Consider the following 26,560-nt stretch of genomic DNA (forward strand, 5'->3'; position numbering starts at 1 on the left):
TTTTTACGGCTATATACATGAATAAAACCAATTATTTTTCTCGTTTTTCACTGATAATTTTATGATGGGCAGGTTTTAAATGGTTAGTAAAAGCCATTTTTTAATCTCTGGTTCTAATCGGTATAATAAAGGATTAACCATTGTTTTCACTATTTTTAATACCTGATTTCTATTAGATTTAATCATCATGGTATATTGTGTTTTACATTTAATCAACATTAATCATACTCGTTTTTTATCTTTTTTAATGCTGTTTCACTGGTAATTTTGAACAGTTATTATAAGTCACCCTCATTTCTTTTATCTTCATAAATCAACCAATAAATAGCTTGATGGTATAAAGATGCCACTTTATATTTTTCTAATAATCAATACTTTTTTCAGAGCTTAAACCCTGCCAAATTAACCATTTCATCTATTTTATGGTTTTTTCATAAAATAATGGTAGAAAAGTACCTTTAATATCAGTCTATTTGGATAATATGCTTTTTCTCGCTGATTTTTTAACTCTCTGTTAATGGTTAATGGATTTCGATTAAACTTAATTAACGTTCTTTTAAAAATTTGCACTTATTATGTGAATCTAACTCCGTCTTTTATATAAAAGCTTTAATATTTCTGTTATTGTGCTTTTAAATGGTCATGGCAGGACAGTTAAATGTAAAATAAGCGGAGGATAACATCGTCGATGCTAATCACCGAAAAAAAGCAGCTTGCCGCCTGTGGTGCTGACGGCAATCTTTGGAGAATAATCGAGAAATTATTACCAAGTGACCGTAATTTCTCCCATTTGTCCTGCCACAGGTACTGTTCCGCCATTTGCAACTCTCAAAGCATAAAAGAACTGCTGTGCCGGGCTTCTAGTATTGAATGCAGCTGTCGACATTCTCCGGGTGCGAGAGATATCAAAGCAATGGTTGGTATCTCCTTGACAAAGATAAACCGACAGTCCTTGAGGCCATCCGACAACATTCCAAGTCCAGGATACATTGCTAATACTGCCGGAAGCTGGTGGAGATCCGACGACAGGGAGATAAGCTGTTTCTGTGTAATTTCTGGAATACACGGTTGGCAGAACAACCGAAGATTGGTAGCTCGCCGATAATGCTGCTTGTGAAAACAGGGTTAACAATAACGCACTACCCATTCCCAAGATTTTTTTTAATTTCATCGCTAATACCCCAATACCTGATAATTTTCTATTGCGAGAGCTTAGATAGACATTTTGATCTCGCGCCCTTTATCTCCTGAATTTTCATAAAAACCTGTACGAAATGCCAAAGCAGGCAGGATTAATTTGGGGGGATTAATCCCAAAATGCAATGGGTAACTTGAATTTATGTTAAGTAAATCTAATCTATTTTTGCTGATCGATGTTTTTGCATCTCACTTAAGTTACAGCCTTTTACAAGAGAATCTTCCCATGATATAAAGCCTGATAAACGATCGAATGGAGCCTGTGACACATTTAATGGATGTCAAAAACGATGAATAAATCAGACATGACAATCACAACTTCCCAGTGTAGAGAAGTTTTGATTTACATGGAAAATATTTGTCGAACCTATCGTATGGGGGAAAAGTATCATCCAGTGCTGGATCAAATATCACTGACCATAATGCGTGGGCAAAGTTGTGCTATTGTCGGCGCTTCCGGTTCGGGTAAAAGCACACTGCTTAATATTCTTGGTTTATTGGATCAACCGACTTCTGGCTGTTTTCAGTTTAGTGGCGTTAATATAACAAATGTTACTCCTGATGAGCGGGCGAGAATAAGAAATCAGGAAATGGGTTTCGTATTTCAGAGTTTCAACTTACTTCCCAGAATGCAGGCATTGGATAATGTGGCGTTGCCATTGCTATATCGTGGATATTCACGTTCTCTGGCCCGGCAGGAGGCGAAATACCAGCTTGAATTAGTTGGTCTGGCTGATCGTATTCACCATCGTCCGGCAGATCTCTCCGGGGGACAACGCCAACGTGTTGCCATCGCCAGAGCCTTGGTCGGCAAGCCTTCTCTCATTCTGGCTGATGAACCGACAGGCAATCTCGACAGTACTACAGCACGCGATATCATGGCGCTTCTTCTGTCACTGAACCGTGAGCAGGGCGTGACACTCGTCATGGTGACACACGATGAAGCAATCGCCAGAAATATGCAGCGCTGTCTGTATGTCAATGATGGGCAGCTTTCCGAAACCGATCTATGGCCGGATATATCCGATGCTTAACGTGAATTCTGGTCGCCACGGATTTTCCTTCTCGCAAGCTCTGCGTGAATCGCTGGATAGCCTGCGTTTACTGGGGCGGCGTTCCCTGTTTGCGTTGCTAGGTATTGCCGTCGGATGTGCTTCAGTCATTGCACTTCTGAACATTGGCTATAACGCTGCCAATGAAGCTATCAGCACTTTCAAGAGTATGGGGAGCAATATGCTGGTCGCCCATTTTGATTTTATGCCGGGCACTGATGTCAAACCCGCCCCATCCACACTGGATACGCAGATGCTTACCCGAATGCTGCCCACGATCATGCATGCTGCGCCCATCACGTTATACTCAACCCGAATACGTTTCCTGGGACAAGGGATTGATACGAATATTACAGGAACATCCTCTGATCTGGCTGCGGTGCTTGATTTACAGATCGAGCAGGGACGTTTTCTATCGGACTATGATCGCCAGACGACTTATGCCGTGATCGGGGCAGATATTGCAAAACAGTCAAAAGTACCAAACCAACCTATCCGGGTAGGTAGTCAACTGCAAATTGAGGGATATATGTTTGAAGTGATAGGCATTCTCGCTGCTCAGGGAATAAATCCTTTACTCCCGGTTTCTGTTGATGGTTCCGTGATATTGCCCATTGAAGGCATGCGGCGGTTGCGGCCTGCTCCAGAGATAGGCAGTGTCATTGCCAGAGCGCGTGACGTAACAACGTTAAACAGTGATGCGGTATCATTGCGTGACTATCTTGTCTCATTATCAAACGGTCGTAATGTCGAAGTTCAAATTCCGCAGCAATTACTTGATGGATTGACGCGACAAGCCAAGACATTCTCCTATTTGCTTGCCGGATTGGGGGGCATTTCATTGCTGGTGGGCGGTGTGGGTGTCATGAATGTCATGCTGATGAATGTTTCGGAGCGCAGGCGTGAAATTGGTGTTCGTATGGCTCTGGGAGCCAGGCCTATTGATATCGGTGTACTTTTTATGCTGGAAGCTGCCACTCTGTCAATTGTCGGCGCAGTAGCGGGATCGTTGTTGGGGGTGACCGCTGGGTACCTGTTTGTAAAATTTTCCGGCTGGGTATTCACATTATCCCCATTCTCTTTGCCGCTGGGGGTTGCCAGTTCATTAGTGATCGGCTTATTTTTCGGCATCAACCCGGCACTAGCTGCTGCCAGGTTACAACCTGTAGAGGCACTTCGTGATGATTAGCCAGATTTTACAACGTGTTATTGTCATCATTGCGCTGATAATCGCCGTATCTGTCAAACAGGTTTTAGCGGAGCCGCTGACGCCGTCACAGGCAACCATGCCTACAACGAACACAATTTCTCTTAATCAGCAGACTATCGATCTGACACTCAGTGATGCGATCTATTTGGGATTACGAAACAATCGCTCGATTCGCAGTGCTTATTTGGATCGGATTGCCCAGAAATTCGATTTGCGGGTTGCGGAAGATCGTTTTACGCCGAAGTTGCTGCTCAATAGCCGTTATATTGCTGCCCGTAATCAAGATGATCGTTACCGTCAGAGCGAGATTACGCCCACGTCTACAATGCTTGGGGAATATGGTACCCGGTTCAGCTTGTCGTGGACGAGCCGGGCGACATGGGCGGAGAATGCTGGCCGTAGCCGTAATGATGGCGTTTCATTTTCAGTGATCCAGCCGCTGTTGCGCGGTGCCGGTAAAGATGTGGCGACGGCGCCGGTACGCCTTGCTCAACTGATGGAGCAAATAAATCGCCTGAATCTGAAAGCAACGGTATCCCAGACTATCAAGCAGATTATTATGGCTTATCGTGAATTGCTGCGCGCTCAAGAGCAATTACAAATCGCGCGTGATGCACTTGAACGTTCACGTCAACTGCTGGAAGTTAACAAAGTCATGATCTCCGCAGGCAGAATGGCCGCTTTCGAGATTGTTCAGACTGAGGCCGATGTTGCCATGCAGGAACTGGCTAATGAGGAAGCCGCTAATCAACTGGATACCAGTCGTTTAGAATTGCTGCGTTTGCTCGCCTTAGACTTGCAAACTCAGGTAAAAGCGACTGACAAATTGGATGCCAAACGCATAGATATTAATCTGCTTCAGGCGCAACATTTGGCACAAGAGCAGCAACCAACCTATCTCACCCAATTGATTACCGCAGAGCAGGCTGGCATTAACCTGACAGTCGCCCGTAATGACCGTTTATGGGATGTCTCTTTGGTCGGTGGGGCCAGCCAGGTACGTGATCGAACAGGTCCAAACAGTTCCCGAAGTTGGGAAAATTACGCGGGTGTCCAGGTGGAGATACCCATTGGTGATTTGAGTCAGCGCCAGGCGGAAGTGCGGGCGCGGGTTGATGTTCAGAATCAGGATATCCGTCTTACTGAGGCAAAACAGTTATTGGAACGTGATGTCGGTAATGCGGTGCGTGATATTGGTACGCGCTGGCGTCAATATGAGATCGCACAACGTGCCAGAGATCTATCCCGACGTAAGCTGGAGATTGAACGTGAAAAACTGACAGTCGGCCGTTCCAGCAACTTTCAGGTATTGAGTTTTGAAACTGATCTGCGTAATGCCGAGAATGTTCGCCTCAATGCGTTAATCGCCTACCTGAATGCACAAGCGGAGCTGGATGAAACATTGGGCACCACTCTGGGGAGTTGGGATATTGCACTTAATGACTAAGCTCAGGGCACTTGCCCATTTCAGGCGTAAGACTCGTTGGCTGGTAGCGCTTGTTGTTACGTTAGTCGCCGGGGTTGCCATTGCTTATGTCTATCTGCCGTCTTCAACTGATACATCATCACAGAAACAGTGGGTGCGTGTTGAACCTCAATTGCTGGAAAACCGTCTTGGGTTAGTTGGCCGCATTCAGGCTGCCACCAGTTTGACGATTGCGGCGCCATTCGAGGGTGTTATCGCTGACGTCGTGGTGACTGAAGGCCAGCGCGTTAAGCGAGGGCAACCCCTGTTGAGCCTTGATACTGCGCAATTGGATATCCAGTTGCGTCAGGCGCTTACGGAACTATTGAAAGCCCAGAGAACCGTACAAGATTTGGTGGAATGGGAGAACAGTCAGGACGTCGCCAGGGTTCGCAGGACCTTGACTAATGCTCAGTTAAGCCTGAGTGATACCGAACGTAAGCTGGTTGATACTCGAGCCTTGTTCGAACGTGGCATTGTTCCGCGTATGGAAGTTGACACACTGGAGCAGCAGGCCAAAGTCCAACGGCTCGATCTTGCCGCCGCTAAGGAAGAGCTAAACGCTACGCTTGATAAAGGCACAGGCGAGAATCGCCAAATCGCCGATATGGAACTCGCCAACGCTCAATCGCGTTATCAGGCACTCCAAGTTCAGCAAGCTCAACGCGAGCTGGTTTCTCCTTTTGACGGAATTGTTGTTCGTCCTCTTGTTCAGGGATCAGACAAAGCGTTATCTATTCAAAAAGGGACACGAGTCACTCAGGGTGCACCGCTTTTTGGGATAATTAATTTAGAACAAATCCAGGCGGTAGCACGCATTGAAGAGGCAGATCTTCACCAATTGTATGAAGGAATGCCAGTTCAGATCACGGGTGATGGTTTTGCGGGGTTATCCTTGCAGGGGCAGATTAAGACGATTGGCGTACAGGGTCGTTCAAGCGAATCGCAGGGAGCTGGTGTAAATTATGATGTGTTGGTAGCGATTGATCCCCTTACACCTGAACAGCGGCAGCGTGTCCGTCTGAATATGAGTGCTAAACTGGCTATTGTCACGTATCGCAATGAACATGGATTGGCGGTGCCTGCCGGGGCATTACGCCAGGGGCCTGACGGGCAGATTTTTGTTACCTATAGACGTGAGTTACGTGATCCTGCACAGCAGATTACGGTAACACCAGGGTATGCTGTTCCTCAAGGGGTAGAAGTTGTCGGGTTAGATGCAGGCTATGTTGAAATTTCTGGGCAGCAATGACCGAGATTTGACCACGTGTATTGGATAACTTGGCTTTGGTACAATTGTTTGCATTGGCAATTTGTATGTTGAGATTCATTCTTAATATCATCTATTGCAACTCATTTACTGTTATATATTTATACTGCTTAAATTCTTGTTAAGATGATATCGAATTTAAAATTTCTGCGGAGTATTGTGACGAATTAATATTAATCTCCATTGGGACGATTTAATTTGACCATGAAACTGTTTCTATATAATTGTACCGATATTTATTCTCTTATTCCCCTAAGATTAAAATATTTTTGGATTTTATCACTAAGAATCTTTTATCTATTTGAATAAATTCTTATGACAATGGTCTATATTATAAATATATAAAGCAGAAATTTGCTTTATGAATTTGGCGTATATATCGTGCGTCAGATAAGTTTATAGAAGAAAAAGTTGTATCAAAATGCAGTCAGCCATTCTAAACAACATAAGGAATATCTAATATGTTACTACGTAAATCGTTGTTGGCCCTGTTTGCAACTGCTTCCTTAACTGCTGTAGGCGTCGCTCATGCAGGTCCGCCCGTAACAGTTACATTTAAGCATCTTGGTGCGCCGGGTAGCGCTGATGCTGTTTATACCATCATTACTAACAATGAAGCCGGAACATACGCAAATGCAACACCTAAACCTGATTCAAGTGTAGGACAAGGAGGGTTCAATAGCTATCAGGTTCAAAGTCCGCTATCACCTGATGCAAATTACGCAATGGTACGATATAAAATAGGGTTTAAGAGCTGTGAATTTATGACCACTTTCGTAAATACATACGTCAATGGCGTTAAAATTCCGAAGTGGAATAAGGGAGCAACACCGAGCGGTGGCGCTGTTTGCAATGCAACCATCACCTTTACTAACTTTGTGACTTACGCATGGTCAGTTGAATTTACTATGAAGTAGTGAATAATGAGTCAGATTATTCTATTAGAGATATCTGGCTCATCTTGTTTTTTTGTTTTCGGTAGATTATATAATTATCAAAGATCATTGGCAGGATTTTCTCTTTACTATAATGTTAGTATAAGTGATATTATATGTGAGATACATTAATACTAAGTTATAATTGGGAAATATACAGTAATTTGGTTTTGTCATTGTCAATTAATGTTGAATGTTTGTTTTTATTTAGTTTAATTCCCTTTGGTATTTTATTGACGGACTATTAGTTCTACACTATTTTTAAAGTTGTAAAGTGTTTTTATAAGTTTATGGATTATGATGATTGAATATAGATGTCAATAAATTAGTTGAGTTTTTTGGTGTAATATGAATTTCTATATTTATAACTTGATGCTAAATCTAATATTATAAGGGTTAATATATTATGACCGATCAAAATAATTTTTCTGAAATAGTTTCTTCTGGTGTATCTATTTCTGATGTCACTGTATCTTCCATTGAAATTGCCCCAGATATAGCCAGAGACAACGTTCATGTAGTCATTACTGAAAGCAAAGATGGCAAAGATGGTACTCCACAAAATTTTCTTCTAGATAATTCTGCTGGTGGTTATCAAGGAAATGGTAGTCTAATAACTTTGATTTTAGCACACCTTAGTGCGAAAAAAATTAATATTAGAACTACCGGATATGTATACAATGGTTATGGATACATCAACGGCGTATTACTTAAGACTGAAAAGCCAAAATCAGAATCAAATACTTAAAAGAATGATAAGTAAGACTATGATATAATGAGAATTCCTATGGAAAATATTATTCGTTATTATTTGCATTAAAATACTAAGAGCACATCCCATTAGGTTATTTTATTTGCCATTTTAAGCCTGGTCAGTGTTCAAACTATTTGCAAGAATAAGGACTGTTTGGATAAGCAGTAAGTTGAAATTAATTTTAAATAAAACCCTGATGTTCAATCTTCAGGGTTTATATTTATTCGTAGTTACATATACACTAAATTTTAGGAGAGAAATCCCTATGGATAATTTTTATTCGCTTTTTTTTGTTAAGTATTATGTGAATCTACCTATTCTATTTATTTTAAAATTATATTAACCTGTTTATTAACGTGAACCAATAAAATAGAGCAGATTTTATTGTCATTTCATGAGGTGGTTATCTGAAATTACGTATGCTGATATATGTGGTAACGGTTAAGGAAAGCTAGAAGATTTATAGAAATCTGTTCTCTATTTCGAAGAAATAAACTGGGATTAGTCAAAGTGAAATGATATTAGGTACTCTTATTTAGGCAAGGGAAATAAATGTTAAATTAATCAGTTAGCTATCTGGGAAATTCTTATCTGGTTTTTGTTCCATTGGCAGCGTTAGTGAACTCAAATAGCATAAAAGAGAGATGGCCAATAAAACTATTGGCCATTGAGGGAGATACTACCAATAAGACAATTAGTAAATTGGTTATTACTCACAACTTAAGAAATACTTTAATTCAGGTAGATTACCGTTCTCCCTGAATCTGGCCGGTGTGGTGTTAAAGTGTTTTTTAAAGATCCGGGTAAATGTTGCTTGAGAACTGAAACCATACTGTAGAGCAATGTCAAGAATCGGCAGATTTTCTTCCCGCAGAGATTTTGCTGCTTCATGCAAACGCCGTTTGCGAACATATTCACCCAGAGTACAACCTTTCACCTCTTTAAATACCCTTTGCAGATGCCACTTCGAATAACCGCTCCTATTAGCAATGGTATCTATTTTTATACCTTCGTTACGTTGAAGCTGGGTTTCAAGCCATCTGACAATATCGTTTACTACAGTTTCGGACATTTTCACCTCCCACTAATGGTGGGCCAGTTGCTAAAATATTAGAATTAGTTAGCTATTCTTGTAATGATAATAACGATGGTTATTATCATTAGTATTTTAAGATAAATTGGAGATATCTATAGGCGAAAAGTGCTACTTGCAATTGATAATTACCACTATTCATGTAAATTTCCTTTGCTTTAACAACAAGTAGCATCAAATGATCCTCACCAATTTATTTAAAGCAGTATCATCGTTCGTCATTTAATTTAATGGAGGTTGTAATGCAATCGGACGTGGTTTTTTTAACTAAAAAACTGGCATTCTTTGTTTTTTATGCTCTGATTTTGTCCATAGTTATCGGCTTACTTTTTATCGATGTTGTCTATTTGCAGAATGCAGTGAAGGAGAGCTCATTAACTGAGATTGCTCAGGAGAGTATACTGTTTGTTATTTCTGCTGTATTTCTTCTGGAAGCAAGGAAGAATAGTCAATTACGTTCCGCATTAGTTTTGGTGTCAGGATTTTTTGCTTGTTTGTTGATAAGAGAGTTGGACTCCATATTTGATCAAATATTTCATGGCGCCTGGGTGTGGATTGCTGTTCCGTTGGCGTTAATTTGTATTTTTTACGCAGTTTACCGAGGTCGGGTTACATTGGTTGGTCTTACTCATTTTGCCCGCCATCAAAGTTACGGCATGATGGTTTCAGGTATCTTGTGCGTGTTGGTTTTTTCCCGTCTGTTTGGTATGGGCGTGTTATGGCAAGGTTTAATGTTGGAAGATTTTGATCGAACTGTAAAAAATGTAGTTGAAGAGGGATGCGAAGCTCTGGGTTATTATTTGTGTCTGATTGCAGCTTTCTGGTATCTGCCTGATGCAATAAAATTTCGTAAGTAAAAAGTAAGACAGGCAAATGGCGAAAATAATTTGCCTGTCAGCTTTTGCTGTTATTGTCTTAAATAAATTTGAGGTTGTTGAGTCTCAGGATGGCGGGTAATACCAAGATCGGCCTGATACCATTTTTTTAGAATTTGATCACTCAATACCTCTTCTGGTGTCCCGGCTGCGACCAGCTTCCCTTTATATAACAGAAAGATTTTATCTGCGTAGAGAGCGGCAAGATTGAGATCATGCAGAACACAGCACATTGCCATCGGTTGTTCCCGCGTCAGCCGGTAAAGCAGACGCAGTGTATGTTGTTGGTGATAAAGATCTAAGGCTGATGTCGGTTCATCAAGAAACAAACAACACTCTGTCGGTGCTGGAGACCAGAGCTGGGCAAGGACACGGGCTAATTGTACTCTTTGTTGTTCACCACCGGATAATTGCCGGTAGTCCCGGTGGCGTAACTCCTGGCAATCCGTTTGTTCAATGACGGTATCAATGGCTGCTTGTTGATGATGAATACCATGAGGAGAGCGCCCCATAGCAATGACCTCTTCCACACTGAAAGGGAAGGAGAGTGAACTGTATTGACGCATGACTGCCCGGGTTCGGGCCAACTGCTGAGCCGGCCATTGCTCAATGGGTGTTCCCTGTAAATAACATTGCCCCTGTTCAGGTTTCATATATCCCGTCAGCAGTCGCAATAATGTGGATTTTCCTGCGCCGTTTGGTCCGATGATGGCGACAACTTCACCTTTATTGACCGAGAGCGAAACATTATCAATAATTTTCCGGTTGCCAATTGAATAACTCAGATTTTGAGCTTGCAGAAAAATATTATTTTTTATGGCTTCCATTATATTCGGCTCCCTGGCTGTTTGAGTATCAGCCATAGAAAGTATGGCCCACCGATTAAACCCGTGATTAAGCCAACGGGCATTTCTGCCGGGGAAACCAATGTCCTTGCCAGTGTATCTGCGGTAAGTAGAAGAGAGGCACCCCCTAATGCGGCACCGGGAAGCAGCCAGCTATGATCGCCACCAAACTGCATCCTGATCAGATGGGGGATAACCAACCCGATAAATCCAATAACACCACTTAATGCAACGGCGCTACCAATCAGCAGGGCGCTGAGGAGTAATAACTGGAATTTGGTGCGCTGGACGTTAATGCCGAGATAGTGGGCTTCTTCATCTCCTAATTGCAACAGATTCAGTTTACGGGCCTGACTGAAAGTCAGGATGGCAGCCGGAATAATTAAGGAAGCGGCAATTGCCAGTGTCGGCCACTCTATTTGGCTGAGTGAACCCATCATCCATAAAGAGAATTGGCGTAGTTGCTGGTCATCGCTGATATAACTTAGGACTCCAATAGCAGATGCGCAGAGCGCATTGATGGCGATCCCGGCCAGTAATAAACGAGCCAAATTTCCTTGGCTATATTTATTCAGTGAAAAAATCAGTAGTGAAATTAACAGGCTGCCAATAAATGCGGCAATAATATGCCCATATACGGCAATGGCAGATGGCAGGCTAACGGGCAAAATAATCGCCATTGCAACCATTAGCGCGGCTCCACTGCTCATACCCAGTAAGCCAGGATCTGCCAGTGGGTTACGAAACAATCCTTGCATCACTGCACCGGAGGCGGCTAAAGCACAGCCAACCAGCATCGCCAATAATACTCTTGGTAATCTGATGTTCAGCCAGATTTGCCACTGGGGATCACTGATCGCAGATTCCCACAATGTCTTAAAAGATAATGTTAATGCGCCCAGATTGGCGGAGCCAATAGCCAACCCAGACAGTAGTAGACAAAGAAATGCTAAACCCAATCCCGGAGACTTCATACGGCTCATTGGGCCTTCTCCGCCGCCTGCCGTAGTTGTTTCATCACTGTAGGGGTTTCGAGGCCAAAACCAAGCAGGCCCATATCGTCGGCAATTAAAATCTGTTGTTTCTGACCTGCCGGGGTATGTTTCAAGCCCGGTAATTGCCAGATTTTATCCAAGCCGCCCATTGATTTAATGCCATCCTCAGTCACTAGTAATAAATCTGGTGCACTGGCAATAACGCCCTCCTGCGAAAGAGGACGATAATTGTTAAAACCTTGCATTGCATTAGTCGCGCCAATAGCACGAATCATTTTGTCGGCTGCGGTTTTTTGCCCGGCAGCCATTGGCATGATACCCCCGTGGCTCATCACAAACAGAATACGGGTTGGTAATGGGGTTGTTGGAATGCCTGCCAGTTTTTTCTGATATTGCTTAATCAGTTGTTCGCCGCGTTCAGCTTGATTGACCGCCTTGGCGACGGTCTTGATTTTCTCAGGAACGGCTTCCAACGATGCTTTTCCGGTTATCTGAATAACGTCTACACCAGAATCCTGGAGTTGCTTCAGTGCCAGTGAAGGTTTTGCCAGCTCACTAGTCAGAACCAGTGTCGGATGCATAGAGAGAATGCCCTCAGGATTGAGCAATCTCATATAGCCGACGTCGGGTAAGGCAAGCAATTCTGCTGGTTTCTGACTGGTGCTGTCTCTGGCAACAACTTTGTTACCTTCACCAAGTGCAAAAACAATTTCAGATACATCGCCACCAATGGTGACGATCCGTTCAGTGGAAAAAGCACTGAACGATACCGCAAGGGCGAATGTCAGAAGCCATTTTTTCATGCTATACGCTCTTCCTGTGCTGGTTGCAGTTTTGGCAGCGCTGCTACTTGCTCACGCCATTGGGTTTGTTCAGGAGTGCCTTCTGTACGCTGACCAAACAGTTGAGCGATCTGATTGCCATTAGCATCAAATAACTCAAGACTGGTGACGAAACCATCAGCCGTTGGTTTACGGGTTACCCAGCTTTCAGCGATAGCACTCTCTATTAAATGTAGTGTGAAATTACGATTAAAGATATTAATCCATTTCTGATCTGAGTTTTCCTCCTGATATGGCATCAGGCGTTCCAGCTTGCCGGTGAAAATTTGTACGCAACCATGGTTGCTGACAAAAATCATGATTTCATTCTGATCGCTATAAGCGGTATTAATAAGCTCATTCAGGGCAGAATTTTCCACTCTGTAAGCCAGATCATCCGGTACCGCGTCGAAAATTTGCTGACGGCTCAGGTTATGACGTTTGAGCATAATAAAGAATTGATGAACGTCAGTCATTGCCCGCCATTCTTTATCAAGCTGTGCTTTCAGTTCATGGGTTATGGTTGAGTGATTGGTTTTTTCTACAGGAGTGATAACCAGTGCTGGGTTTTCTTCTGTCTGATATTTTTCGATCAGTGCTTCCCAGGCTACCATATTGGTATTATCTGTTGCATAAATTTTATGCAATGCATCACCCTGTCGATCAAAAAATTGAATGCTGTGGCGCATACCCTTTTTGGCTGGCTCGACCAGATAGAACACACTGCTCCAGTGATCAAAGAATATCCGCAAATCGAGTTCACGAGGATTCAGGATCAATCCTGCATGGCTGCTGAAACGTGTATTTTCATACCGGCCAATTTGTTCATGGACTGCAAAATCATTGCGGGTAATCGCTTTAGTTTCACCCACAACAGCCAGTTCTTCCAGTAAAGTTGGTGCGTCAATGTCAAGGCGTTTGGCATCTATCCCAACGCGGCTGTGCAGTAACTCACCTTCACTGACATTCAGATAAGCAGCCAGATCGCGGGCATATTTGGCTTTATTATCAGTTTTGGCTTGCAGGTAACGTTCATAAAGTGATGAATTCACAACTTAACTCCTTGAAAATACAGTATATTTAATTACCACTGGTAGCTCACCAATAGTTTGGCATTGCGGCCATCCTGCGGTGTTCCCTGTGGTGAGTAGTATTCTTTATCAAAGGCATTGCCCAAAACTGCGGTAGTGGTCACACCTTTTAACATCCCTTCACCCTGATAGCTAATGTAGAAGTCATTAATGCCATAGCCAGCTTGTTGCTTATATTGCCCTTTAAAATCAGTATGCTTGGTAAATTGACCTATCCAGCCAACAGAAAAACCGGTTTGTGCAACAGGGATATCCAGTGTGCTGGTGATAGTATCTGGGCTGAGGTTGTCGAGAGATTCACCGCTCTTTTCGTCCTTGCCCTCAGTACGGTTATAAGCCAACTCCCAGGAAAACAGATTGGATTCATAGTTCATAGAAACATCCCAACCCCAGATCTTGGCTCTGGGTACATTAACAGATGTTGTATTTTTGTATAATGTACGACCATATTTCTGATAAGGGTTAATGACATCTGACTTAATATAGTCTTTGGCTTTGGTATCAAAATAGCTGGCTTTGAATTTTAGTTCATCATTGTCTGCCAGCAGGTTATCGAAACGTAATCCAAAACCAGATTCCCATGTTTCGTTGCTTTCTGGGCGGAGATTTGGATTAGAAATCCAGAAGTTTCCAGGATAGTGCATAGAATCGTTATACATTTCACCCATCGTCGGTGCACGGAAAGCCTGAGAATAAGAGGTAAACAGCATTGACCAGTCAGTTGGTGTGATGCTGATAGCCCCTTTGGAAGACCATTTATCAGCGCTGACATCCTTATATTTAGAATTTGTTCCTTTATAGTTGTTATAGCGAGTACCGGCGATAATAGATATTGGCAAATCGCGCAGGGTTATTTCATCCTGCACCCAACCGGAAGAAAAGCGGATATCGGCATCGGGGAAGCTATCAGTGTTACCGCCTGGGGTTTGTTTCTGTTGGTAGGTTTCACCACCGTAGGTAAGTTGGTGTGCCAATGGGCTGTCTGTCCACAGGCGGGAGCGGTTTTCCAGTTTTACACCATAGGTTTTCTGCTTGCGGCCTTCGAACCCCTTTTCTTGAGTGCGGGCATCGATAGTCACATCCGAATAATAAAGGTCAGCCCTGGCATTTAACCAATCATATTCTGTCGGATTTAGCTGGTAGCTGAGTTGGGCATCACGCTGAGTTGTCGTCCGATCAGTCCACGAGTTAGATTTTTCATTTTTCCCGATGAGTGTTTGTGGATTCTTAGGTTGATTAGCTTCATTACGGTAATAACGTAACTGACTGCTTAAAGATTGATTCTCATCCACTTTCCAACTGCCTTTTGCTATCAGGTTACTGATAAATTCATCATTATCAGCCGTCAAACCACCACCATGGCGGATATTACCTGCATCACGAGTACTGAAAGCAAACAAACCGTCCAGAGAATCTGTTTTCCCGAAAGTTGCACCACCAAACCCCATACTATGGTCACCGGTTGCACCACGGGCGAAAACGCGAAATCCGTGATTTTGACCTGCTTGCAGCAGATCTGTGGCATCAACAGTCTGATAAGCAACAACACCACCTAAAGCACCACTGCCGTAGAGCAGGGCAGAGGGACCACGCACAACTTCGACTTGTTTAATTAATGCCGGATCCAGAAATGTACCATTAATATGACCGGTATCGGTGCCCTGCCGAATACCGTCAATTAATGTCAAAACACCTTTTGGCCCATAACCCCGCAGACTGATATCTTGCCCATTAGCACGGTTTGTACCAGCTATATTAATACCGGGTATTTTTCTGATGAGATCCCCGGCATTATTTGCTGTTTGACTTTGTGGTGATTTGTTATTTATCACTGTCACCATCATGGGTGCTTCGAAACTATCCCTTGCATTACCTGTTGCATAAACAGTTACCACATCACGGGATGATTTATCACTATCCGAATCGGACGATTTTGTTGCTGCATATGCGGTTGAAAAGCTACTGATAATCGCTAGGCTTAATACTGATAGCTTGAGTGTTGATCTTGCAGATTGAGACATCAGACGAATCTCCATAAGAATATTTTATGATTTATGGATATAGCTGGCTGCCCCGATACGTGATCTGGGTGGCTGGCTGAGTTATTTTTTTATTTAGTTAGTATCAGCTTTCCGGCTTTAGTTTGGCGCAATTGGTAGAATTCCCCTTGGTGGCGAATTCGGGTAATTCCTGACTCACCTAACAGTTGTTTACTGTCAACGTAACCAATTTGCATGATTTCAGCAGGATGAGTGTTGCACCATTCTTTAAGTGCAGTATAGGAATGTTGGTGACATACTTTAGTCATAAATCCACTTAGCAAATGCTAACTATTATTATAGTGAGAATCATTATCGTTATATGGAGAGGTGACTTCAAGCAATATTTTTGATGCTCAGAACAACATATTAACGAGGTTTATTAATCTGCGATAAGTTAGCCTTCCGTGAATAAAAGGCTAACTCAGACAAGGGTTCAGAAGCGGTAATTGACTGCTTCAGCAAGAATTTCAAGAAGTCGTTCTGTATCTTGCCAGCTCAGACAAGGATCTGTAATAGATTGACCGTAATTCAGTGGTTGCCCCCGAATAATTGTCTGGGCACCTTCAAGTAGAAAACTTTCAGCCATCACACCGACAATAGCCGCAGAACCCTCCTTAATCTGTTGGCCTACCTCTTGCGCGATGTCCAGTTGGCGTTTGTGTATTTTCTGACAATTAGCGTGACTGAAATCGATAACTAAGTGCTCTGGTAAATCAAATTCACGTAGCTGATCACAAGCTGCGGCAATATCTCCGGCACTGTAATTAGGCTGTTTACCACCACGCATAATAATGTGGCCGTATGGGTTGCCTTCGGTTTGATAGATGGTCATTTGACCATGCTTATCCGGTGATAGATATGTGTGACAGACACTGGATGCGCGGATAGCGTCTATAGCGATACGGATATTGCCATCAGTGCCGTTTTTAAAGCCAATTGGGCAGGAGAGGGCTGATGCCATTTCCCGGTGAATCTGGCTTTCTGTTGTTCTGGCTCCGATAGCCCCCCAGCTAATGAGATCAGCAATATACTGGCCGGTCACCATATCCAGAAACTCAGTAGCTGTGGGTAAACCCAGCTCATTGACATCAACCAGTAATTTACGCGCCAAAGTAATACCACGATTAACCTGGCAAGAGCCGTCAAGATCCGGATCTGAAATTAAACCTTTCCAGCCTACGACTGTGCGCGGTTTTTCAAAGTAGGTACGCATAACAATTTCCAGTCTGTGCTGGTATTTTTCACGTAATGTGTTCAGTCGCTGAGCATAATCTAAAGCAGCATCAATATCATGAATAGAACAAGGACCGACGATAACCATCAGTCGTGGGTCATTCCCCGATAGAATATCTGCAATACATTTTCGTGACGTTGTCACACTGTTGGCGATTTTTTCAGACACAGGATATTGAATTGCAAGAGCCTGAGGTGTGACCAAACTATCGACGCGGTGAGTCCTTAAACCATCTGTTTTATACATATATTTTCTCAAAGTTCGTTTTGCACTAGCGGGTATACCTGTGGGTAATTGAAATTACAATAAACGAAAATGACTAAATTAAACAAACAATATAGTTAGCTACATCATAAATTTTTTTCAATTATTCATATTGATATATTTCTAAAACATACGGCGGTTCAGCTTCATCGTATCGATTATTTTGGTCGAGATTTCTTCAACAGAATAATTGGTGGTATTAAGATAATTAATCTTATTCTTACGGAATAAAGCTTCAACTTCGGAAATTTCTATTCTGCATTGCCTCAATGATGCATAACGGCTATTTTCTCGGCGTTCTTCTCTAATAGCGGCCAGCCGTTCCGGGCTTATAGTTAAACCGAATAACTTATGCTGAAATTGTTTTAATGTCGCAGGTAATTGTAAATTATCCATATCATCCGCAGTGAAAGGATAATTTGCAGCCTGAATACCAAACTGCATGGCTAAATAGAGACTGGTAGGCGTTTTTCCGCAGCGGGATACGCCCAGTAGAATAACCTGCGCTTGGTCAAGGTTGCGTAAAGAGATACCATCATCGTGCGCCAGGGCATAATCAATCGCTGCTATACGTGCATCATATTGACTGAGGTTCTTTGCAGTCAGACCGTGAGTACGGTTAAGTTCAGGTTTGGGTTCCAGTCCGGTCTCTTTCTGTAATGGGGCTACTAGTGTTTGGACAATGTCCTGACAGAAACCTTCACTGCTGGTGATAATATTTTTCACTCCAGAAGAGATAATGGAATAGAAAACTAAAGGTCTTATACTCGTATCCTGATATATTTGATTTATTTGTTGCTTTATTTCTTTTGCACGGGTTTCATTGGCAACAAAAGGGAGGGTATATGAGGTTACTTTGATGGGAAATTGTGATAATACCGCATGTCCTAATACTTCTGCGGTAATTGCTGTTCCATCAGAAATAAAGAAAACGGTGCGTTCAACACTATTCTCAACACTATTACTTCCTGCTGATATTTCTAATTTGGATTTTGTCATGATATTTATAGCAGCCTTCTATTTTTCCAGTTGTTTAGTTAAATGCGACCGGGCATCAATTTTCTGCAAAGTATACCTGAGAAAAAAATAATGTGTTGGGTTGATCGATTCACCTTTCTATGTGTGCCAAAACATTGTGTTAGTCTATTTATGACTGCTAAAAATGCAGTGCCAATTTTCCGACTTGTACCTCACGAATGTTAAAAGGATTGTTTTAATGCCCAACAATAACCTCCCCCCGTGTAATGTGCTTTGGTATAACCAATTAGGTATGCATGATGTTGACCGGGTTGGTGGTAAAAACGCCTCCCTGGGAGAAATGATCACTAACCTGTCAGAATTGGGAGTTTCTGTCCCGAATGGTTTTGCGACCACCGCACAGGCATTTAATGATTTCCTGGAGCAAAGTGGTGTCAATCAGCGGATTTATAGTTTGCTGGATGAAACTGATGTTGATGATGTGAATCAACTGGCCAAAGCGGGCGCACAAATTCGTCAATGGGTGATTGATACGCCATTGACGCCGCAATTGGAAAAAGATATTCAGGATGCTTATCAACAGTTATCTGAAGGGCAGCCGGAAGCCTCTTTTGCTGTACGTTCTTCAGCAACGGCTGAAGATATGCCGGATGCTTCTTTTGCCGGGCAGCAGGAAACTTTTCTGAACGTACAAGGCATTGATGCGGTGATGATTGCCATTAAACATGTGTTTGCTTCACTGTTTAATGACCGGGCTATTTCTTATCGTGTCCATCAGGGATATGACCATCGGGGGGTTGCGCTGTCAGCGGGTGTACAGCGTATGGTGCGTTCTGATCTCGCCTCTTCCGGTGTGATGTTCACTATTGATACTGAATCAGGATTTGATCAGGTTGTCTTTATTACTTCTGCTTACGGCTTGGGTGAGATGGTTGTTCAGGGGGCTGTGAACCCGGATGAATTCTATGTTCATAAGCCAACGTTGAATAAGGGTAAACCCGCCATTGTTCGCCGCAATCTGGGTTCTAAAAAACTGCATATGATCTACGCTGATAATAAAGAGCATGGTAAGCAGGTACGTATCGAAGATGTGCCGGAAGCACAACGCAATCGTTTTTCTTTAGTTGATGAAGAAGTTGAAGCATTAGCTCGTCAGGCGTTGTTGATTGAAAAACATTATGGCCGGCCGATGGATATTGAGTGGGCCAAAGATGGTCATAATGGCAAGTTATATATTGTTCAGGCACGTCCTGAAACTGTCCGCTCAAACCAACAGGTTATGGAACGCTACCAACTGAATGAACAAGGTCAGGTATTGGTGGAAGGGCGCGCCATTGGTCATCGTATTGGTGCGGGTACAGTAAAAGTTATTCATAACTTAAATGAAATGGATCGTATCCAGCCGGGTGATGTTCTGGTCACTGATATGACTGACCCTGATTGGGAGCCGATTATGAAAAAGGCGGCTGCGATCGTGACTAATCGTGGTGGCCGGACTTGTCATGCAGCGATTATTGCCCGTGAATTGGGCATTCCTGCGGTTGTTGGATGTGGTGATGCAACGGAACGCCTGAAAGAAAATCAACAAGTGACGGTTTCTTGTGCGGAAGGCGATACGGGTTTTGTTTATCAAAATCAACTGGATTTCGTTGTACAAAGTTCTCAGGTCGATCAATTACCCGAGCTTGATGTAAAAATTATGCTCAATGTGGGTAATCCTGACCGCGCATTTGATTTTGCCTGTTTGCCAAACGAAGGTGTTGGTCTTGCCCGTTTAGAATTTATTATTAACCGAATGATTGGTGTACATCCTCGCGCATTACTGGAATTTGATCAACAAACGCCGGAATTGCAGCAAGAGATAAAATCTCTGATGGCGGGTTATGACAATCCGGTTGAATTCTATGTTGGACGCTTGACTGAAGGGATTGCAACGCTGGCGGCTGCATTCTGGCCAAAGCGGGTTATTGTTCGTCTGTCTGACTTTAAATCCAACGAATATGCCAATCTGGTTGGTGGTGACATTTACGAACCTGATGAAGAGAACCCGATGTTGGGTTTCCGTGGTGCGGGGCGTTATGTCTCTGACAGTTTCCGCGGTTGTTTTGCATTGGAGTGTGAAGCGGTTAAGCGTGTACGTAATGATATGGGGCTGACCAACGTCGAAATTATGATCCCGTTTGTGCGTACTGTCGCTCAGGCTGAAGCGGTTATTGCTGAACTGGCGTCGCAAGGGTTGAAGCGTGGTGAGAACGGATTGAAAGTCATTATGATGTGTGAGATTCCGTCCAACGCAATTCTGGCGGAACAGTTCCTTGAACACTTTGATGGCTTCTCTATTGGTTCTAATGATATGACTCAACTTACTCTTGGTTTGGACCGGGATTCCGGCGTGGTGTCTGAGTTATTTGATGAACGCAACGATGCGGTTAAAGCTATGCTTTCATTAGCTATTCAGGCGGCCAAGCGTCAAAACAAATATGTGGGAATTTGTGGGCAGGGGCCTTCAGACCATCAGGATTTTGCTTATTGGTTGATGGAGGAGGGAATTGATAGTCTGTCATTAAACCCAGATACCGTGGTAAAAACTTGGTTAGGATTAGCGAAAGAAAGTTAATTGAGAATAATACGCAATTGAAATTCAACGCCCGTCAGAATAAATGGCGGGTTTTTCTAATGAATAAAGCGGCTGATTACAGCGTCATAGAAAAGTCTAAAAATAGTGAAAAAAAAAGCCTACCATGGGCGTGATAGGCAAGGACTACACACAGCAATATACGTACTTCTAATAAATAGAACTATCAAAAGGAGAAATAAACGTCTCGTTTACAGCCCGCTTATATTAATTTAGTTAAATAGTTTATTCATTAAGAATTGTCCTAATTTCTGAATTATTTATGGTTATAAAAAACCAAATTTAACTAATTTTTAACATAATTTTCACAATAATTAAATCTAGCAAATAAAAGTAAATGAGTATTTCAGATGAATGATTAGTTTTTAAAGCTATGCTTTAGCGAAAGAGTTAATCCTCTTTCGCTATGTGTGGCAGGATTAATGATCATACAAATTATTCTGAAAATTTTTTTTCCAGATATTTTTCAGTTTCTGCTAAATTATTTTCAGGTTCTGGGACTTCGTTCATCCAGGCAATTAATAAACGATAAGCAACGGCTAATACAACCGGCCCGATAAATAAGCCAATCATGCCAAATGAGAGTATTCCGCCAATAACGCCGGTTAATATCAGCGCCATCGGTAAATCTGCGCCTAAACGGATTAAAAATGGACGAAGAAAGCCATCCATTGTTGTCACTATGCAGCTCCAGACCAATAGCACGGTGCCCCAGGTTGTATCACCTGTCCAGTAAAGCCAGGCGACAGCCGGCACTAAAATCAACAATGGACCAAGCTGGGCAACGCAACAGACAAACATAAGTACTGTCAGCAACGTAGCATAATGGATCCCTGAAACAGCCAGGCCAAGCCCACCGATAATGGCTTGAACCAGCGCAGTAACGACGACGCCGAGCGCGACAGCGCGGATGGATTGTGCTGCCAGCAGGATGGCTGCATCTCCGCGTTTATCTGCAAGGCGAACGGCAAAATGGCGAATACTCATCGTCACCTGTTCGCCTTTCAGATATAGGAGCACGCTGAATAGCACCATCAAGCCAAGATGGAAAACGAAGCGTCCGGCATTGGCCGCCTGAGTAAAGAACCAGGTTGCCGCCTCTCCGACATAGGGCTGGACTTTAGCAATCAGCACATTTCCACCATCAGTAATCAGTGAGTTCCAGCCGCTGTAAAGTTTATCGCCAACCAGTGGAATGCTGTCCAGCCAGGTCATTGCCGGCATTTGAAAATTAGCCGGGGATTTAGCCCACTCGATTAATGGCCCGCTGTTTTCCAATAAGCTACTGACCAGTAATGCGATGGGGATCACAAACAACAGAATTAATAATAACGTCATGATGGAAACCGCAATCCAACGTTTACCCCATAAACTGTTTTGTATTTTTTCCAGTAAAGGCCAGGTAGCGATAACCACCATTCCTGCCCAGACAAAACCAAGGATAAATGGTTTCATCACCCAGAAACTGGTCACAATTAAGAGTGAAAGAAAAATTAAAGTAAACAATAGTTTTGGTAGATCATAATACGGTTGAGATTTGTCCATAAGTTAATTTCTCTAAGGAGTTGAGTGGCGCTAAAGATAATAAATAAATAGGATGTTATCTACAGGTTACTCAAAATAGGTGAATATTATGATAAGGTAACCGCTTGCCTTCTCAGACAAGTCAGTTAACGGTGGTTAATGGTTACGGCTGACTAAAGCATTGATTCAAAGATAGTATAAATAAAGCAATGTGGACACTCATTTTAAAAGGGTCAAAAAGATAATGATCCCACGCATATCACAAGCCCCTCACGTTAGTGAGTTGGCACAGGCATTTTTGGATACACTCAAGGAACAAGGATTTACCGGAGATACCGCAAGCAGCTATGCAGATCGCCTGACGATGGCGACAGATAACAGTATCTATCAACTCTTACCACAGGCTGTTGTTTTCCCTCGATCCGGCGCAGATGTGGTTTTACTGGCCCGTGTCGCAGGCGAAAAAAAATATCAGAATTTGACATTCACCCCGCGCGGAGGCGGTACAGGTACAAACGGCCAGGCCCTTAATGAGGGTATCGTGGTGGATATGTCCCGCTATATGAATCGTATCCTTGAGATTAACCCGGAGCAGGGATGGGTCAGCGTTGAAGCGGGCGTCATTAAAGATCAACTGAACCAATATTTGCGTCCATATGGTTATTTCTTTTCACCTGAGCTTTCAACCAGTAACCGTGCAACATTGGGCGGGATGATCAATACCGACGCTTCCGGTCAGGGTTCACTGGTATATGGTAAAACATCCGATCATGTTCTTGGCTTACGGGCAGTTTTATTAGGTGGCGAATTACTTGATACCCGCTCAATGGACATCGCACTGGCGGAATCAATTGCTCAGGAAGATTCTGTTACAGGCCGTATCTATAACACCGTACTTAACCGCTGCCGTGAGCGACGTGAACTTATCGTTGAAAAATTCCCCAAACTCAATCGCTTTCTGACAGGTTATGATTTGCGTCATGTTTTCAGTGACGATATGCAGAAATTTGACTTGGGTCGTATATTGACCGGTTCAGAAGGAACGCTGGCTTTTATTACCGAAGCGGTTCTGGATATTACACCGTTGCCGAAAGTTAGGCGGTTGGTGAACGTAAAATATGATTCATTTGATTCAGCACTGCGTAATGCGCCTTTTATGGTAAATGCAAAGGCTCTATCTGTTGAAACCGTGGATTCAAAAGTTCTGAATTTAGCGCGAGAGGATATTGTCTGGCATTCAGTGAAAGAATTGATTACTGATATTCCCGGCAAGGATATGCAGGGATTGAATATTGTTGAATTCAGTGGTGATGATCAACAATTGATAGACCAGCAGGTGGACATGCTTTGTCAATGCCTTGATGAACTAATCGAAGGTCGTCAGGGCGTTATTGGCTACCAGATTTGCCGGGAGCTGGCTGATATTGAGCGTATTTATGCAATGCGCAAGAAATCGGTTGGATTACTCGGTAACAGTAAAGGTGTGGCGAAACCGATCCCATTTGTGGAAGATACGTGTGTGCCTCCACAGCATCTTGCTGATTATATTGCGGAATTCCGCCAGCTACTGGATAGCCATCAGTTGAATTATGGTATGTTTGGTCATGTAGATGCCGGTGTGTTGCACGTTCGGCCAGCACTGGATATGTGCGATCCGCAGCAAGAGATACTGATGAAACAAATTTCTGATGAAATTGTCAGTCTCACCGCCCGTTATGGCGGTTTGTTGTGGGGAGAACATGGTAAAGGTTTTCGTGCTGAATATAGTCCGGAATTTTTCGGTAGCGTCTTGTATGAGGAATTGCGCTGGATTAAAGCGGCTTTTGATCCGGATAACCGCTTGAATCCGGGAAAAATTTGTCCGCCGATGGGTGTTGATGCACCAATGATGAAAGTTGATGCTGTCAAGCGGGGGACTTATGACCGGACAATTCCAGTCAATGTAAGAAATACATTCCGTGGTGCGATGGAATGTAATGGTAATGGGTTGTGTTTTAACTTCGATGTGAAAAGCCCAATGTGTCCGTCAATGAAAATTAGCCGGCAGCGTATCCATTCACCGAAAGGGCGGGCAACATTAGTACGTGAATGGCTTCGGCTTTTGACCGAACAAGGTATGGATCCGCAACTATTGAAGCAGGGATTGGAACAAAAACGGCCAAGCCTGCGTGGTCTGATTGAAAAAACGCGTAATAGTTGGCAAGCATGGCGTGGAGAGTATGACTTCTCCCATGAAGTAAAAGAGGCGATGTCTGGTTGTCTGGCATGCAAAGCCTGCTCAACACAGTGTCCTATCAAAATTGATGTGCCGTCGTTTCGTGCACGTTTTCTTGAGTTATATCACGGTCGTTATCTCCGTCCTTTACGTGATTATATTGTGGCAGGTGCGGAAAGTAGTACGCCGTTAATGGCTAAGGCGCCACGGGCATTTAATTTCTTCCTGAAACAGCCGTGGGTGCAGGAATTGAGTCGTCGGACAATCGGGATGGTGGATCTCCCCTTGTTATCCAGTCCGACACTGCACCAACAGCTTGCCGGCCATTACGCGCTTTCGACCACACTGGAACAGCTTGAAAAAATGGATCAGGCTCATCGTAACGGGCATGTGCTGATTGTTCAGGATCCGTTCACTAGTTATTACGATGCGAAAGTGGTGGCTGATTTTGCCTGTTTGGTGGAAAAATTAGGATATAAACCGGTATTGCTGCCATTTTCCCCTAACGGTAAGGCCCAGCATATCAAAGGATTTTTATCCCGCTTTGCTAAAACCGCCCAAAAAACGTCAGATTTTCTCAGTCGGGTATTTGAACTAGGAATTCCTATGGTTGGTGTCGATCCTGCATTGGTACTGTGCTATCGGGATGAATACAAAGAAATTCTCGGTGAGCAGCGCGGCAAGTTTGAGGTTCAGCTTGTTCACGAATGGCTGATCAACACTTTGCCGGAGGAAAAGGACAATCAGGCCGTATTCGGTGATAAATGGTATCTGTTCGGACATTGTACGGAAGTGACTATGCTACCAGGCAGTAGTCAACAGTGGGAAAAAATTTTCCAGCGGTTGGGTAGTAAGCTGGATAATATCAGTGTAGGCTGCTGTGGAATGGCTGGAACATATGGTCATGAAAACAAAAACATAAAACACTCTATTGGTATCTATAAATTATCCTGGCAACCTGCCTTGCAGAAATTACCTCTGGAGCGTTGCCTGAGTTCCGGTTATTCCTGCCGCAGTCAGGTTAAGCGGGTAGAAGGGCAAGTACTTAAGCATCCGTTGCAAGCTTTATTGGAGATAATCCCATGATTTGGAAACGTGATATTGGACTGGATAGCCTGAATCAAGTAAATAGCCAATGTATGATGGGCCATCTGGGCATAAAAATCACGCATATCGGTGATGATTTTATTGAAGGTACAATGCCGGTTGACTATCGTACCCGTCAGCCGTTTGGTTTATTACATGGCGGGGCATCTGTTGTACTGGCAGAATCACTCGGTTCTTTGGCTGGGTATCTCTGTTCCGAAGGTGAGAAAAAAGTTGTTGGGCTGGAAATCAATGCCAATCATATTCGGTCTGTTCGCAGTGGCGAAGTTAAAGGGGTGTGTAAGCCTCTGCATATTGGCCGAAATCACCAGGTATGGCGAATCGATATTTTTGATGAATGTCAACACCTGTGTTGCACTTCCCGGTTAACGACTTCAGTGTTGCCTGGATAAAATAATAGTAGGTTATTTTTCTATGGATTAATAACCTACTTATTAAGTGAAAGAGTTATTTTTATAATATCATTGCTTATGTGAACTACTTATATATCTGACTAATTTAAATATCGAGTAAAATATAGATAGTGAATTATATTGAAGGGGTTAATATCGAAATAGATAAAAACTTACTTTTATTCAAATCTATAAACGCCGGGATGTATTAATTAATGCTAAAATTTCAGCGGTTTTAATTTTTGTCATTTTCGCTGGGATTTATACCGAATATCAGCAGTAAATCACAAGCCAAGGATGGCTTACTGTAAATAAACTGAGAAATATAATGTAATATATAGATATCTGTATTTTGCTTTGATATATTCTGGGCGGGCGCTTGAGACTATCTGTCTCTGGCGCGCTGGAGCGGATAGAAGAAAGCCCCGAGTGATCTTTCAATCAACCCGAGGCCTATCCTTATGCCAGACAACATAAGATTAGCCTCTTACACGCCGAAAGGCAAGGAGACGCTAACCATGAAACAGCAAAAAGCGGTACTTATCGCTATTATCGTTATCGTTATC

At 43.0% G+C, this 26,560-nt stretch carries 21 protein-coding genes; 10 read left to right on the forward strand and 11 right to left on the reverse strand.

Annotation, left to right across the window (positions count from 1 at the left end):
- Positions 1 to 763: 763 nt before the first annotated feature.
- Positions 764 to 1,171, reverse strand: coding sequence for a flagellar protein FlhE (locus ACGF63_RS03290; protein ID WP_152961841.1), 408 nt, complete (start codon positions 1,169 to 1,171; stop codon positions 764 to 766).
- Between the two features lie 373 nt (positions 1,172 to 1,544).
- Here ACGF63_RS03290 and ACGF63_RS03295 point away from each other — a divergent pair, with 373 nt between their 5' ends.
- The 6 genes from ACGF63_RS03295 (at position 1,545) to ACGF63_RS03320 (ending at position 7,877) form a co-directional block, all read left to right on the forward strand.
- Complete coding sequence (locus ACGF63_RS03295) at positions 1,545 to 2,231, forward strand: ABC transporter ATP-binding protein (RefSeq protein ID WP_239002330.1); 687 nt, start codon at positions 1,545 to 1,547, stop codon at positions 2,229 to 2,231.
- On the forward strand, positions 2,224 to 3,438 hold the full coding sequence (locus ACGF63_RS03300; protein WP_152961843.1) for an ABC transporter permease: 1,215 nt from the start codon (positions 2,224 to 2,226) through the stop codon (positions 3,436 to 3,438). Before ACGF63_RS03295 ends, ACGF63_RS03300 begins: the two co-directional genes overlap by 8 nt.
- Positions 3,431 to 4,906 carry a TolC family protein gene (locus ACGF63_RS03305; protein WP_152961844.1) on the forward strand — a complete coding sequence of 492 codons (1,476 nt, stop codon included), beginning with the start codon at positions 3,431 to 3,433 and terminating at the stop codon, positions 4,904 to 4,906. The genes ACGF63_RS03300 and ACGF63_RS03305 overlap by 8 nt, the downstream gene beginning before the upstream one ends.
- On the forward strand, positions 4,899 to 6,176 hold the full coding sequence (locus tag ACGF63_RS03310) for an HlyD family secretion protein (RefSeq protein ID WP_152961846.1): 1,278 nt from the start codon (positions 4,899 to 4,901) through the stop codon (positions 6,174 to 6,176). The genes ACGF63_RS03305 and ACGF63_RS03310 overlap by 8 nt, the downstream gene beginning before the upstream one ends.
- Positions 6,177 to 6,655: 479 nt before the next feature.
- Positions 6,656 to 7,111 (forward strand): hypothetical protein, encoded by a 456-nt coding sequence (locus tag ACGF63_RS03315; RefSeq protein WP_036849472.1) that lies wholly within the window; start codon positions 6,656 to 6,658, stop codon positions 7,109 to 7,111.
- Between the two features lie 424 nt (positions 7,112 to 7,535).
- A complete protein-coding gene (locus ACGF63_RS03320; protein ID WP_203448905.1) occupies positions 7,536 to 7,877 on the forward strand; it encodes a hypothetical protein in 342 nt (113 codons plus the stop codon).
- 715 nt (positions 7,878 to 8,592) lie between these two features.
- On the opposite strand, the gene ACGF63_RS03325 is transcribed toward ACGF63_RS03320, so the two are convergent.
- Positions 8,593 to 8,955 carry a helix-turn-helix domain-containing protein gene (locus ACGF63_RS03325; protein ID WP_036849473.1) on the reverse strand — a complete coding sequence of 121 codons (363 nt, stop codon included), beginning with the start codon at positions 8,953 to 8,955 and terminating at the stop codon, positions 8,593 to 8,595.
- A 263-nt stretch (positions 8,956 to 9,218) separates the two neighbouring features.
- On the opposite strand from ACGF63_RS03325, the gene ACGF63_RS03330 reads away from it, so the two are divergent.
- Positions 9,219 to 9,833 (forward strand): hypothetical protein, encoded by a 615-nt coding sequence (locus tag ACGF63_RS03330; RefSeq protein ID WP_387628755.1) that lies wholly within the window; start codon positions 9,219 to 9,221, stop codon positions 9,831 to 9,833.
- Between the two features lie 50 nt (positions 9,834 to 9,883).
- Here ACGF63_RS03330 and ACGF63_RS03335 read toward each other — a convergent pair whose 3' ends face one another.
- The 8 genes from ACGF63_RS03335 to ACGF63_RS03370 all read right to left on the reverse strand — a co-directional run bounded on the left by ACGF63_RS03335 (position 9,884) and on the right by ACGF63_RS03370 (position 18,142).
- The gene (locus ACGF63_RS03335) at positions 9,884 to 10,678 is read right to left on the reverse strand and encodes a heme ABC transporter ATP-binding protein (RefSeq protein WP_036849475.1); all 795 of its coding nucleotides are present in this window, start codon (positions 10,676 to 10,678) and stop codon (positions 9,884 to 9,886) included.
- On the reverse strand, positions 10,678 to 11,679 hold the full coding sequence (locus ACGF63_RS03340) for an iron ABC transporter permease (RefSeq protein WP_152961848.1): 1,002 nt from the start codon (positions 11,677 to 11,679) through the stop codon (positions 10,678 to 10,680). The genes ACGF63_RS03335 and ACGF63_RS03340 overlap by 1 nt, the downstream gene beginning before the upstream one ends.
- A complete protein-coding gene (locus tag ACGF63_RS03345) occupies positions 11,676 to 12,494 on the reverse strand; it encodes a hemin ABC transporter substrate-binding protein (RefSeq protein ID WP_152961850.1) in 819 nt (272 codons plus the stop codon). Before ACGF63_RS03345 ends, ACGF63_RS03340 begins: the two co-directional genes overlap by 4 nt.
- A complete protein-coding gene (locus ACGF63_RS03350; protein WP_036849478.1) occupies positions 12,491 to 13,564 on the reverse strand; it encodes a hemin-degrading factor in 1,074 nt (357 codons plus the stop codon). Before ACGF63_RS03350 ends, ACGF63_RS03345 begins: the two co-directional genes overlap by 4 nt.
- A gap of 32 nt (positions 13,565 to 13,596) precedes the next feature.
- Positions 13,597 to 15,624, reverse strand: coding sequence for a TonB-dependent hemoglobin/transferrin/lactoferrin family receptor (locus ACGF63_RS03355; protein WP_387628761.1), 2,028 nt, complete (start codon positions 15,622 to 15,624; stop codon positions 13,597 to 13,599).
- 89 nt (positions 15,625 to 15,713) lie between these two features.
- Positions 15,714 to 15,911, reverse strand: coding sequence for a hemin uptake protein HemP (gene hemP, locus ACGF63_RS03360; protein ID WP_152961853.1), 198 nt, complete (start codon positions 15,909 to 15,911; stop codon positions 15,714 to 15,716).
- 167 nt (positions 15,912 to 16,078) lie between these two features.
- On the reverse strand, positions 16,079 to 17,125 hold the full coding sequence (locus tag ACGF63_RS03365) for a 3-deoxy-7-phosphoheptulonate synthase (RefSeq protein ID WP_036849480.1): 1,047 nt from the start codon (positions 17,123 to 17,125) through the stop codon (positions 16,079 to 16,081).
- Positions 17,126 to 17,266: 141 nt separating this feature from the next.
- Complete coding sequence (locus tag ACGF63_RS03370) at positions 17,267 to 18,142, reverse strand: pyruvate, water dikinase regulatory protein (RefSeq protein ID WP_036849481.1); 876 nt, start codon at positions 18,140 to 18,142, stop codon at positions 17,267 to 17,269.
- A 217-nt stretch (positions 18,143 to 18,359) separates the two neighbouring features.
- On the opposite strand from ACGF63_RS03370, the gene ppsA reads away from it, so the two are divergent.
- Positions 18,360 to 20,738 carry a phosphoenolpyruvate synthase gene (gene ppsA, locus ACGF63_RS03375; RefSeq protein WP_070974942.1) on the forward strand — a complete coding sequence of 793 codons (2,379 nt, stop codon included), beginning with the start codon at positions 18,360 to 18,362 and terminating at the stop codon, positions 20,736 to 20,738.
- Positions 20,739 to 21,191: 453 nt separating this feature from the next.
- On the opposite strand, the gene ydiK is transcribed toward ppsA, so the two are convergent.
- On the reverse strand, positions 21,192 to 22,301 hold the full coding sequence (gene ydiK / locus ACGF63_RS03380; protein WP_036849483.1) for an AI-2E family transporter YdiK: 1,110 nt from the start codon (positions 22,299 to 22,301) through the stop codon (positions 21,192 to 21,194).
- 223 nt (positions 22,302 to 22,524) lie between these two features.
- Between ydiK and ACGF63_RS03385 the strand changes: the two genes are divergently transcribed.
- Both ACGF63_RS03385 and ACGF63_RS03390 read left to right on the forward strand, forming a co-directional pair.
- Complete coding sequence (locus ACGF63_RS03385) at positions 22,525 to 25,581, forward strand: FAD-binding and (Fe-S)-binding domain-containing protein (protein ID WP_152961855.1); 3,057 nt, start codon at positions 22,525 to 22,527, stop codon at positions 25,579 to 25,581.
- Positions 25,578 to 25,994 carry a hotdog fold thioesterase gene (locus ACGF63_RS03390; RefSeq protein ID WP_387628767.1) on the forward strand — a complete coding sequence of 139 codons (417 nt, stop codon included), beginning with the start codon at positions 25,578 to 25,580 and terminating at the stop codon, positions 25,992 to 25,994. The genes ACGF63_RS03385 and ACGF63_RS03390 overlap by 4 nt, the downstream gene beginning before the upstream one ends.
- Positions 25,995 to 26,560 lie beyond the last annotated feature (566 nt).

Source organism: Photorhabdus sp. RM322S, from assembly GCF_042879395.1.
Lineage (GTDB): Bacteria > Pseudomonadota > Gammaproteobacteria > Enterobacterales > Enterobacteriaceae > Photorhabdus > Photorhabdus khanii.